Origin of the sequence: Bradyrhizobium sp. CCGUVB23, from assembly GCF_024199885.1 — a bacterium.
In the GTDB taxonomy this organism is placed as follows: domain Bacteria; phylum Pseudomonadota; class Alphaproteobacteria; order Rhizobiales; family Xanthobacteraceae; genus Bradyrhizobium.
On sequence record NZ_JANADQ010000001.1, the window covers coordinates 589462 to 602081 of the forward strand.

General features: G+C 57.5%; 10 protein-coding genes. 7 read left to right on the forward strand and 3 right to left on the reverse strand.

Features of this window, described 5'->3' with window-relative positions:
* The 3 genes from NLN62_RS02520 to NLN62_RS02530 form a co-directional block, all read right to left on the reverse strand.
* Entirely contained in the window at positions 1-1263 is a 1263-nt protein-coding gene (locus tag NLN62_RS02520; protein ID WP_254107249.1) for a glycosyltransferase family 4 protein, read from the reverse strand.
* Entirely contained in the window at positions 1244-2506 is a 1263-nt protein-coding gene (locus NLN62_RS02525) for a nucleotide sugar dehydrogenase (RefSeq protein ID WP_254107252.1), read from the reverse strand. Before NLN62_RS02525 ends, NLN62_RS02520 begins: the two co-directional genes overlap by 20 nt.
* A gap of 589 nt (positions 2507-3095) precedes the next feature.
* The gene (locus NLN62_RS02530) at positions 3096-4844 is read right to left on the reverse strand and encodes a hypothetical protein (RefSeq protein WP_254107253.1); all 1749 of its coding nucleotides are present in this window, start codon (positions 4842-4844) and stop codon (positions 3096-3098) included.
* 555 nt (positions 4845-5399) lie between these two features.
* Here NLN62_RS02530 and NLN62_RS02535 point away from each other — a divergent pair.
* The 7 genes from NLN62_RS02535 to NLN62_RS02570 all read left to right on the forward strand — a co-directional run bounded on the left by NLN62_RS02535 (position 5400) and on the right by NLN62_RS02570 (position 12485).
* On the forward strand, positions 5400-6512 hold the full coding sequence (locus tag NLN62_RS02535; protein WP_254107255.1) for a Gfo/Idh/MocA family protein: 1113 nt from the start codon (positions 5400-5402) through the stop codon (positions 6510-6512).
* Entirely contained in the window at positions 6499-7158 is a 660-nt protein-coding gene (locus tag NLN62_RS02540) for a sugar transferase (RefSeq protein WP_256575874.1), read from the forward strand. The genes NLN62_RS02535 and NLN62_RS02540 overlap by 14 nt, the downstream gene beginning before the upstream one ends.
* Before the next feature lie 41 nt (positions 7159-7199).
* On the forward strand, positions 7200-8378 hold the full coding sequence (locus NLN62_RS02545; RefSeq protein WP_254107258.1) for a DegT/DnrJ/EryC1/StrS aminotransferase family protein: 1179 nt from the start codon (positions 7200-7202) through the stop codon (positions 8376-8378).
* Positions 8378-9127: a hypothetical protein gene (locus tag NLN62_RS53130; RefSeq protein ID WP_305881661.1), complete on the forward strand. Its 750-nt coding sequence runs from the start codon at positions 8378-8380 to the stop codon at positions 9125-9127. Before NLN62_RS02545 ends, NLN62_RS53130 begins: the two co-directional genes overlap by 1 nt.
* 104 nt (positions 9128-9231) lie before the next feature.
* Complete coding sequence (locus tag NLN62_RS02560) at positions 9232-10149, forward strand: glycosyltransferase (RefSeq protein WP_254107259.1); 918 nt, start codon at positions 9232-9234, stop codon at positions 10147-10149.
* A gap of 79 nt (positions 10150-10228) precedes the next feature.
* Positions 10229-11266, forward strand: coding sequence for a polysaccharide deacetylase family protein (locus NLN62_RS02565; protein WP_254107260.1), 1038 nt, complete (start codon positions 10229-10231; stop codon positions 11264-11266).
* A 64-nt stretch (positions 11267-11330) separates the two neighbouring features.
* Entirely contained in the window at positions 11331-12485 is a 1155-nt protein-coding gene (locus NLN62_RS02570) for a glycosyltransferase family 4 protein (RefSeq protein WP_254107261.1), read from the forward strand.
* Positions 12486-12620 lie beyond the last annotated feature (135 nt).

Genomic DNA, 12620 nt, shown 5'->3' on the forward strand with positions numbered 1-12620 from the left:
CTATCCGCATTTGTCCCTAAGTTTGAATACTTTTTCATAAGCACCCAAAAGCTTTGTCGACTCGTGGTGCCAAGCGAGTTCGTCATAGATTCTCTTCTGACCAAATGCACCCATAGCATCGCGCCGCACTGGATCATCTACAAGTTCCAGTATCCTGTCGCCGAATTCCGCAGTATCCGCATTTTGTACATACAAAGATGCCTCTCCAGCCGAAAAACGGCCCTCGGTCAGGTCAAATTGGACAATAGCCTTACCCAGCGCCATATACTCCATGATCTTGTGCATCGTTGATTTGTCGTTCATCGAGCTAGGGCGATCCGGATTTACGCAGACGTCTGCCGTGGAGAGTATTGTGAATAGTGTCGCATCATCGACACGGCCCGTGAAAGTAACCAATTCATCCAGTTCAAGGGCCATCGCAAGCTTCTTGATCTCCTCCAATTCCCGCCCACTCCCGACAATGACGAACTGGACATCATCGCGGTTTCGCGTCCAGCGGATGTGCTTGATTGATTCCAGTAACAGATCGATCCCCTCCTGCCTGGCAATAACACCTACATATCCGACAAGGAATTTCCGTCCCTTTTTCCAGGCCGGGTCTGGTGGAAGTGAGCGAACGCGCGAAAAGTTCGGAGCGGAGCGCACAACGAACACACGATCAGGCTCCATTCGCCCTCGTTCAATGGCAATGGCACGATATGAGTGGTTTGTTGCTATCGATACGTCAGACAATGCGAATGTAATGCGTTCAAGTAGAACCATAACCCGCCAGAGAAAACCACGACGTCCGAATTTTGCCTCGTAAAGCTCCGGGTTGATATCGTGGTGATCGAAAATGAACGATTTCCCGAATAGAAACTTATGAAATGCACCAACTATGAAAATGAGATCCGGCGGATTACACGCGTGAATTACATCAAACCCGCGCGTTGTGAGAATTTTCACACTCAGCACGAACTCCCAAAATAATGCCGCGCTGTATTCGGCGAGATAGCCGAGAAGCCCACGACCTTCTACCGGCACCCAGTGGCGATAGACTGCGACTCCCTCGATGATCTCAAATGAGACCGTTGCGCCCGGTCCCTTCGGACAAATTACAGACACTTCATAACCATGCCGCGACAATGTGGTGGCTTCCGACCACACTCGGCCATCGAACGGCACTGGAAGATTTTCGACGATGATAAGCACCCGGCGGCGAACCGAACCAACACTCGCTTGATCGTAGCGTGCAACGCCGTCGTCACGAAAGAGTGTTGACATCAATGATCCGCCTCGCGTGTAGCGCCATATGCCTCGCCCACCCTCTGGTATCGATGACCAGCTCGAACAGCTCTGACTCGGCGACAGATTTTGGGATTAGTAACTTGCGGAGCGCGGGCAAATTGGAGAACGCATAGCCGAGATTCTGGCCGAGCAATTTAGACGGCTCGACGTGTGGGTCATAGATCGACAAGCCGACGTGCAACCTAAGGAATTTGCGAGCCAAGTCGATGTTGGGACTCTCGCGAAGATCGTCACTGTCCTCCTTGAAGGCAAGCCCGAGCATAAGCACCCGCCCGCCCGCCGGGACTGCTTTCAGGCAATTCTCAAACAGGAAATTCTTGTGCTCATCATTCGACCTGAGAACCGAATCCACGAGCCAGGTATGCGCCCCGACGTCACTTGCGATGTGTTGGAGCGCGCGAACGTCTTTCGGCAGGCAGGAGCCGCCGAATGCGCCACCTGGCCTCAAATAGTAGGGTGAAATGTTGAGCTTGGTATCTGAGATGAAAATCTTATGAACAGTAGTCGCGCTAATACCGAGCTTATCGCAAACGCGACCGACTTCATTGGCAAAAGCAATCTTTACTGCGTGGAACGAGTTATCGACGAATTTTGTCATCTCTGCCGCGCGATAATTCGTGTAGAAGACCGGTGCCGCGATATTTGCGTTCAACTCGTCAAGAGCCGTGCACCTTTCACCGTCCTTCGTCCCAATCACGATCTTCGGTGGGTTGAAAAAGTCTTCGATCGCCACGGATTCGCGCAAGAATTCGGGGTTATAGACAACCTCGATCAGGTCCATCCTGTCTCGCAATGCGCTCTCGAAAATCGGGAGGACCAGTTCCTCGATGGTACCGGGCCGCATTGTGGAGCGAAATACGATAGTCAACGTCGTCCCGCGGACGGGGCCGACCAACTCCGCGATCTGATGGGACACTTCCGCGATAAAGCTCATATTGTGAGATCCGTCCGGCGCACTGGGCGTTCCCACACAGACTATGGCCATGGCGCAACTGTCGAGATGCCCGCTCGCATCCTTCGTCGCGTTCAGCACCTTTTTCCTGACAGCACGCTCTACAAGCTGATCGAGACCAGGCTCCGTGATCGGCGATTTACCCGCATTGACGATCGCCACTTTTTCATCGCTGATGTCGACACCGACGACTTCGTGGCCTTGCCTGGCGAGGCAAGCGGCCGTCGTCATGCCGACGTAACCAAGTCCGAACACCGCAATTTTCATCTTAATCCTTCAAGCATTACTTTCTGCTGGCAACGCTGGCGGCTACTCATGGGTTTTGCCTGCAAAGTCGACGTTCTGGTTCAGTGACAAATGTCGACCCCTAAGAAGCTTTCACGCACCAACCACCGAAACGCATCGTGTTTTTTTGAAGGTAGGGTCCGATCGTTACGACCTCGGACCCGGCACCCGAATGTATTCTTTCATACGGGCTGAGCTTCAACTCATCCGCGCAGAGCTTCCACTTTTATGGGCTACCTATTCCGGCTGTGGCGAAGCGAAGACTGGCAAAAGGGTTGCCGCGTGGCCTTGATCGTGACCCCGCCGAGAAACTTGATTGCGATCAACACTTGAGACTTGCCAAGTCATTTGCAAAGTGATCTGCGCGCGGCCGCAGGCCGGTTCAGCCCGCCGCAGCGTCTGGCTGACAGCGAACAGGACCGACGAGTCGCGCAGGATACCGAGTGACGGCCGGTTGAAACGCGACGTATCGGGTCACGTATCGAGTCCGCCGGATGCAGGAAGCAATCTGCCAGGAGCATCATGTAGGAGCTTCGCGCACGTAACCACGCTCGTTGCGGTCCCCTCTCGGCTATACGCCGAACCGAAAGAGGTGCCCGTAATTGTCACGAAGTTCAGATAGATATCGCCGAACCGCTACTCCAAGTCGGTATGAGACCGATTCTGACTTCGGGAAGGCATCCGGCTGTTCGTGATAAACGCAGCGTATATCCGCCGTTCTGCCGGGCGGGATATCTACGATCACTCTAAGACATCCATCCCTGTATTCGTGCGCGACGACCTCTTGGTTGACTGTAACGTTTTTCAAGAAGACGACGTGTGGTTCTTGCTTCACAACTCGGATCCGTCGCGCCATCGCCTCACCGTTTTCGATACGGAGTTGTTCAGCAAACATCTTAACTAGGATCGTTCCGTCGTCGGGTCGAAGGCTGTAGCTGTGGCAAACGGCGTTTCCGAGAGTCCGCCAACAGAGCTTCCACCGCAAGGATGCAAGGCGTTGGAGGAACTTCGCCAGTTCGCTGCCGTGGTCTCGGAAAATGTCGTGATGCCCGGCAACGAAGCACGGCTTGCCCAGGATTCCGTCAAATGCGAAGTTTTCAATGCCGTGGTGGATGTACCGCCGGGTATAAATCGAGAATCCGCCATACCGGACGATGGCGACACTCCACAGGTCTGCAAGTGTCGTTTCGTTCGACGCGTCACCGGCTGGTGCGACTTCCGTGTTTACTGCCGCGAAGAAGCCATTTCGCTTGAGAGCCGACGCTGCCTCGGGCGAGAATGCCCCTTGCGGGAAAACCATCACGTTTTCATGATCAAGTGCGGTCTTGTTGAAAAGGGATTGCATCCGACGCCTGGCGGTCTTCAGCCTTCTGTCGAGTAGGTCGGCTGAACGGGCTGCAAATTCACCACGGGTGTGATCGCAGCCGTGCACGCAGACGGACAGTTTTCCGCTGTTTTGCCGAAAGGCGGCAACGGTGTCGCGATTTGTTCGTCGCCAATTCCACGGAATGAAGGCGACTGTCGTCGCGAACGCCTGCTTGTCGGCCAACTGCAATAGTTCGCCAAAATCGAGAAAGCCGTACCGTGGCCACAGAGGTGGATCGTCGATGATCAGGCAGGCGTTTGTTTCGGGAGTGGTCCAGCAGACGTCGCGGAAAGACCACTTCAGATACATCACGACTGGCACCGCACCGGCAAAACGCTTCTTCACATCAAAATAGGTCGCAGAGCGTTCGCGAATGTCCACCATGGCCAATGACGCATCGGCAAAAAAGCGCATGCCGGAATAACCAAATCCGGCAAACAGGTGTCCCTCGGGCGTCCCGACGATGCTCTGCAATTCGCCACCATTCCGGATGACAAGCGCCGCATCCGCGGCGCCGGGCTCCAGTCGGATCCGCAGGGCCGACATTGGGCCGCACATCTCTGAAAAGGCATCGGTGACGGACACGGTTATTGGCCACGCGTCGATGCTGCGGACGTCCGCCTCCGGGTCTCCCGTGATCTGGCGCAGCAGAGCCCTGCAGGGATCCGCAGCCTGAAATCCATAGACGAACACGGAAGTGGCTGCCGCCAACCAGGCCGGAAACGTTCCGGCCTTACCGGCCTGCAGGGTTTCGGCGAGACAGGGCGCGGAAGTCAGGATGGAGAACTGCGGATGACTTGCGATCAGCGAGGCTATCTTGTTCCCGTTCGCTTCGCTGACTGTCAGCGCCGTCCATGGAATTCCGAAGAGATCGAGGATCTCCTCTAGGTTGCAATCGTCGAGCGATGGAGTGTCGCTGCGGAGCAAGAGCGCGATCGAAGAACCCGTGTCCATGGCGTCGGCGTTCCATCCTGGGCTGTCGCATCATCCCTCGGCAAGGCCAGCGGACATCCAGCAGATCGTCCACGACCTCGAGACTGTGCTCCTCTTTGGGGAGTCCTATACGAAAGATCACCAGGTTTCCACTGAAGGACGCCGGCGCAATGGTTCTGTTGGCAACGTATCTGCGATAGGCGATGCGACCGGCGGTCCTTCAGCGTCGAAAACCCGCGGATGCCGGTCGATCGTCGGGCCTGGGCGATGAGCCCTACCCTGAAGCAGTAGGCCGAGGAGCGTGGTTCGATCCCATCAGCCCCGGAATTAGCTCCTTGTCGCAACCGGCGCGGCCGTTGTGCTGAAAAACCACTGGAGTGACAGGGCTTTAGATATTTGCCCAGCCAGTCAATCACTTTGGGCTATGACCAGCGCTGCGAGAGCGAGGCGCGGGGGTATTCCAACCTGTGTACCCCAAAAGAGCGTAGTTCATAATCCGTGTTCTACCTCAGCGCGCGCGCCCAATCGGCTATCTTGAATGAACGCACACTGAAGGCCTTCAAACAAGGAGCCAACATGGCGAATAACGACGCGGAAAATCGGACCGCGAACGGCGGCCCGTCGCTCGCCGTCATCGGTTGTGGCTACTGGGGTTCGAAACACATCCGTGTCAGCTGCGATATACGCGACGCAAGGATGTCGATGGCCGTCGATCCACGCCCTGACAGATTGGAATATATCCGTTCGCAATACCCTTCTGTCGCCGTTTCGCGTGATATCGGTGCGGTACTGAATAACCCTTCTATAGACGGTGTCATTGTCGCCACCCCCGTGGAGACGCACTTTGAATTGGCACGAGCCGTGCTCCAGGCCGGAAAGCACGCACTCGTCGAGAAGCCGTTGGCCATGACAAGCGCGCAATGCCGAGAGTTGAATGCGATCGCCGAAGCGCGCAAGCGCGTGCTGATGGTCGGGCACACATTCGAGTACCACCCGGCGGTTGGTGTCATGCGCCAGATGATCCAGAGCGGCTCTCTCGGCGAGCTTTACTACATCGATTCGCGGCGCCTGAATCTCGGTCTCTACCGGCAGGACGCCAATGTCCTTTGGGACTTGGCGCCGCACGACCTCTCGATCATCTTCTGCTTGCTGGAGGAGGTGCCGCAAACCATCGGCGCCTGGGGTTGCGCGCACGTTCTGCCCAACGTTGAGGATGTTGTTTACGCCAAGATGGGCTTCAAAAGCGGCCCGACCGCCCATGTGCATGTTTCCTGGTTGGACCCGGTCAAGGTGCGCCAGATCACGGTCGTCGGAAGCGATGCGATGCTGGTGTTCGACGACGTGGCGCCGTCCGAGAAAGTGCGCGTATACCAGAAGCGGTTCAGGCCACGGATCGACGGCGACTCCTACGCCGACTTCCAGTCGGCCTATCATCATGGCGACGTTCATATACCTGCAATATCCAGCAGCGAACCTCTGAAACTCGAGGTACTCGACTTCGTCAATGCGATCATGACCGGGGAACGACCGCGCGCGGATGGAGCTCACGGGCTGCGGGTTGTCGAAGCACTCGAGGCGGCATCGGCGTGTCTACGGCTCAAGCACAAGCGCGGTAGCAACGGTAAGGATCAACGGATGTTTCGGCGGCGGAATATGCCGGCGGGAGGTCCCGAAATTGCCGTCGCATGAAGCCACGCGACGGAAGGCGACCCCGCGGGAATTCTGCAAGCGCGCGCTCGACGTCACGATCAGCGTTCTCGCGATCGTGCCGCTGGCCCTCGTCTTCATGGTGGTGTGGATAGCAATCCGTCTCGATAGTCCCGGACCGGCGGTCTTTCGCCAACGTCGGATCGGACGCGACGAGAAGCCGTTCAACTGCTTCAAATTCCGGACGCTCCGTCACAACGCCGACGAAAACGTCCATCGCGAGGCGATCCGGCGATTTTGGGCGAACGAAACCCTCTCGGACGACCCCAATGCCCCGTACAAGCTGACAGACGATCCTCGCGTGACGCGCGTGGGATGGTGGCTGCGGAGAACCAGTCTCGACGAACTGCCCCAATTCCTCAACGTATTGCGCGGCGAAATGAGCATCGTGGGTCCGCGGCCGGCGATTCCTTATGAACTCGAACACTTCCGCGACTGGCACCATAAGCGTCACATTGTGAAGCCCGGAATAACCGGAATTTGCCAGGTGCGCGCTCGGGGTCGGCTCAGCCCCGAGGTGATGCTCGAGATGGACGTCGACTATGCAATGAACTGGACCTTATGGACCGACCTGAAGTTGATTGCCCTGACGTTTCCCGCGGTGCTGCGGGGGCACGGTGCCCGATGACGTTCTCAAGAAACAAAGACGGATTCTCGTGAGGTTCGAAAATGCACATTCCGTTCGTCGATCTCAAGGCGCAATATGAGACGCTAAAAGACGAGGTGGCCGAAGCAATTCGCGGCGTCCTCAACTCGGCGCAGTTCATAGGCGGCGAGGCGCTTGCCTCGTTCGAAAGAGATTTCGCCGCGTATTGCCAGGTGCGCCATGCGCGCGGCGTGGCGAACGGCACGGACGCGATTCATCTGGCGCTGCGGGCCTTGGGAATTGGTCACGGCGACGAGGTGATTACAACCGCCCATACCTTCATCGCCACCGCGGCCGCCATCGTGGCGACGGGAGCCCGACCCGTGTTCGTCGATATCGATCCGGACACCTACACGATCGATCCCAAGATGATCGAGCGCGCCGTAACGGATCGTACAAAAGCGATCATCGCAGTCCACCTCTTCGGACAGCCGGCTGACATGGGTCCAATCAAGGACATCGCACGCCGGCGCGGGCTCTATGTGGTAGAAGACGCGGCCCAGGCGCACGGGGCCGAATATCAGGGGGTCCGGACCGGGGCGCTCGGCGATGTCGCATGTTTCTCGTTTTATCCGGCGAAGAACCTCGGCGCCTATGGCGACGGCGGAGCAGTCACCACCAACAGTGCCGCGATCGCCGAGCGGATCGAACGATTGCGTGACCATGGCCGAACCACCCACTACAGCCACGCCGAGATCGGATTCAACAGCCGGCTCGACGCTCTCCAGGCGGCAGTCCTGCAGATCAAGCTCCGGCGTCTGGATGAATGGAACACCAATCGGCGGCGCGCTGCGGAGTGGTACGCCGCGGAGTTGGCGCAGTCGGGGATCAAGACGCCGTTCGTTCGAAAGGGGTCGACGCACGTCTACCACTTGTATGTGATCGACACGAACGACCGTGACGCAATGCGGATCAAGCTTGAAGAGGCCGGCGTGGCGACCGGGATCCACTATCCGTTGCCGCTCCACCTGCAGCCTGCTCTCGTCCATCTCGGCTACAGGCAGGGCGACTTGCCGTGCTGCGAAGCCTTGGCCGCGCGATCATTGTCCCTGCCAATGTTCCCCGAGCTCACACGCGACCAGGTGCGCCGCATCGCCGCGATTGCACGCGCTGCGGCCGAGCGGGACGGTCACAAGAACTTGCAGCGGAAGTCGACGTATTCGCCGGCCGCGCTGCAGGCCGATGTCGGGAAGGAGTGGTGATGAATCGAATCAATGCATGGGCGGTGGTCGAGACCGAGGCGATCGGTACGGACGTGACGATCGCCGAGTTCGCCGTGGTGCGGCCTGATGTTACGATTGGCAACCGGGTGGTCATTCACCCGCATGTCGTGATTGAGAGCGGCGCAAGAATCGGGGACAACGTCGAAATCTTTCCGGGAGCCTATATCGGCAAGGCGCCCAAGGGGGCCGGCGCCTTGTCGCGCGCGCCGCATTTCGAGGCGTGGGTCGATATCGGCGCCGACTGTTCTATCGGACCGCACGCGGTAATTTTCTATGACGTCTCGGTCGGCGCGGGGACCCTCATCGGTGACGGCGCCTCGATCCGTGAACAATCGCGGATCGGCTCGAAGACAGTCGTCGGACGTTACGTCACGGTCAATTACAATACCCGAATCGGCGATCGCGTCCGGGTGCAGGATCACACCTGGCTGGCGGGCAATATGATGATCGAAGACGACGTGTTCATTTCGGGCTGCGTCGGCACTTCGAACGACAATGCGATCGGCCGCAACGGCTACGACGGTTCACCCATGCTCGGGCCCAATATCGCGCGCGGCGCGGCAATCGGCCTGGGAGCCAACCTGCTGCCAGGCGTCAGAATCGGAGCTGGCGCCGTCGTCGGCGCCGGCGCGGTGGTGACGAAGGACGTGCCCGACGGTGCGCTCGTAATGGGCGTTCCGGCGGGGATCCGACGACGGCTCAACGGGGCTAGCGACGCAGACCAGTGACTCGATGGCAGTTCATGCCAAGCGTCGAGGGAACACCAATCGTGAGAATTCTCTGTGTCACCAACATGTATCCGGGTCCGCAGAGGCCGGGCTCCGGAGCTTTCGTGTGCCAGCAGGTAGAGCAGCTGCGCCGGTTCGGCCACACGGTCGACGTCATCGATATTCTCGGATCCCAGTCCAAGATGAATTATCTGAGGTGCACTCTTGATGTCGTGCGAATGACGAGCGCGGTGGCATACGACATCGTTCATGCGCATTACGGTTATTCGGCATATCCTGCAATGTTTCGGTTGCGGGCGCCGCTCGTCATCACGCTGCACGGGACCGACGTCATTGGAAAGAGTCTCTTTGAAAGGCTGAGCACGCGGGCTGTGTCGCATTTCGCCGATGCCGTCATAGTCGTTTCGGAGGAGCTGCGGAGACGGATTCCGGGAATCGTGATTCCCTGCGGAGTCGACCTCGGCGTATTCAAGCCGTACGATCGCGACAAAGCACGAGTCCGGCTTGGGTGGCCGAAAGACAAGCATATCGTTCTGTTTCCATTTGATCCGGCACGCCCTGAGAAAAGATACGATCTGGCAAGAGCGTCAGTCGAGCGACTTGTGCAGGCAGGCGTCCACACGGAGTTGATGACGGTTGTCAATGTGCCGAACGGCGAAATGCCGTGGTGCTACAGCGCGGCCGATGCCCTGCTTCTCTGCTCGGACTATGAGGGTTCGCCGACCTCTATCAAGGAAGCTCTCGCGTGCAATCGTCCGGTGGTAGCGACGGAGGTCGGCGACGTTGGCGAGCTGTTGAATGGCATCGCGGGAACGCGGATCTGTCCGCAGGACGCCGGGACGATTGCCCGCAACCTTCGAGAGGTTTTTGACTGGTCGCGGAGCAGCGAGTTCCGGGGTCGGGCGGCAATGGCGCGATACGACCAGGTGCTCACCGTGGAAAAGATCGTCGGGGTATATGACGACGTTCTCTCCAACTTCAGGGCAAGGACGGTGGGCAGGCGTTTGCTACGGAGCGGATGACGACAATGCGACAGTTGGACCTTCACCGACCAGCGGAGCCTCGAAGCGGCATTGCAGCGCAGACCATTGGAGGGTTAGCGTGAAGCAGGCTCTCAAGGACGGCATGATCCACTTGGCTCATCGGTCTGGGCTAATGCCAACCTTCCGCAGGATTTTTGCCGGCAGGGCAGCTATCCTGATGTTCCATGAGATTCAACAAGATCATCGCTCGGAATTAACAACCGGGACCTCAGTTGCCCTTTTCGAACATTCACTCAACTGGCTGCGGCAAGAAGGGTGGGAGATCGTCAGTTTCGAAACATGTCTCGAGCGATTGGCCACGGATCCCGGACCGTGCCGCCACGCGGTGATTACCTTTGACGACGGCTATAGAGACAATCTCGCGACCGCGCTTCCAATCCTCGAGCGAAACAACGCCCCGTTCATGATGTACGTTCCCACCGGAGCCCCAACACGAACGCTGCAATCGTGGTGGCTGGGTCTGCGCGAAATGTTTCGCATTGAAGACGCGGTTACGATCGACGCGATGGGCATGCGCTTCCACTGTCCGAAGTTTCACGAAAAGGTGTCGGGCTTGAACAAGGTCATTGAGTGGATTCACCAAGATTACCACCGGGTCGAAATGCTCACCTCAACGTTCAAAAAGGCGGGTATTTCGCTATCGGCTTTGAATGAGACATATTTCCTGAATGAACGTGAGCTTCAAGAGCTGGCCCGGCATCCTCTCGCGTCAATTGGCGGGCACACCGTTTCGCATGCCGCACTGTCGGCCCTGGATGTTCTTTCAGCGCGGGCCGAAATGGCGGATAACCGCTGCTATCTGGAACAATTGTTGCAGCTTCCGGTTCGGCACTTCGCTTATCCTTACGGCGACTCCAGAGCATGTGGTCCCCGCGAAGCACATCTCGCGAAGGAAATCGGCTTTTCGACCGCAGTGACGACGCGGAGTGGGCAGGTATCCGATAGCAAATCAGATCGTTTTGCGCTTCCTCGTGTCGGCGTTGGGGGGCCATTCGATACGAGGACCAGGTTCGAGGTTCGCATGAGCGGCATTCAATCGGCGGCGGCTCACGTGCTGCAAATGAGAAGCTTCACATCGAGCGCGGCTGAACGTTGAATTTTAGTGCTGAACCGCCTCGTTGCGACTTGGACTAAATCAGTCCACGTGGGAGAGCGCTGAGATGCGTATACTACACTTCACTGAATGCATAGGCCGGGGAGGGAAAGAGCGGCAACTCGTCGAACTCTTGAGGGGGCTCTCCCCTCACCGCGACATAGAGTCATTCGTCGCGGTTACCTATGAGGAGAATAATCAATTCGAAATTGACAGTGAACATGCGCAATACGTTCCGCTCATCCGGAAAGGCAGGAGGGATTTGCGCCTTTTCAAGAGCTTGTACGATCTGACCTCTAGTTTGAAAATTGATATTGTCCACTCCTGGGGCTCGATATGCTCCGTTTATGCAGCTCCGGTTGCGAAATTGTGCGGCGCGGCTTTCGTCAATGGCTTCGTGCGAGACGCGCCATCGCATCTGACGCTGTGGAATAAAGACTACTTAATGGGCAAGCTGACTATCCCATTTTCGGACATCGTCGTCGCCAATTCGCGCGCGGGTCTAGCTGCCTACCATATTCCCGAGCGCAAAGGTCTATCGATCTACAATGGGTTTAATCCTGAAAGAGTGCTTAACTTAACGGACGGGGCAGAGCTTCGTAGCACGTTGGGCATCACGACCCCCCACATTGTCGGGATGGTTGCCAACTTCAGGCCCGGAAAAGATTACGCAACCTTTGTCGAGATGGCATGCCGCATTTGCCGTCTTAGGGACGATGTTACTTTTCTGGCTGTCGGCACCGGTGAAATGTTGCCGCGAGTGCGCGATAGCGTTCCACCAGAACATTCGTCGCGCATAAGGTTTCTGGGGCAGCGGAAAGATATAGAAAGCATCGCTAATCTCTTCACGGTGGGAGTTCTCGCCACCAACAGCCGTCTACACGGGGAAGGCATCTCCAACGCAATCACCGAATGCATGGCATTGGGTAAGCCAATCGTAGCAACTAGCGATGGGGGCACTCCTGAATTAGTCCTGGACGGACAGACGGGATTTCTTGTGCCGAGCCACGACGCTGGGGTGTTGACCGATCGTGTGCTCAGACTCCTCAATGACCGAGCGCTTGCTAATCAATTCGGTATCGAAGGGCGTCGGCGTGTTGAAACAGCATTCACGCTCGATGCGATGTGTAACGCATATCTCAGCCTTTATCGGAGGATGGCGCATCGGACGGCGCGCACGAGATGGCAAGGAGGTGTCACTAACGATGTGGTCGACAACTAATCATTCGATCGTATTCCTCACAAATTGGGGGTGTTTGGGACTGTTTTGCAGCGCGTGAGCGGTGAGCCGCCGTTGGGGATGCGGCCGCGGGTCTTCTTCTCGATGGCGTTGAAGGTGGCAATGTGCTCTCCGCGC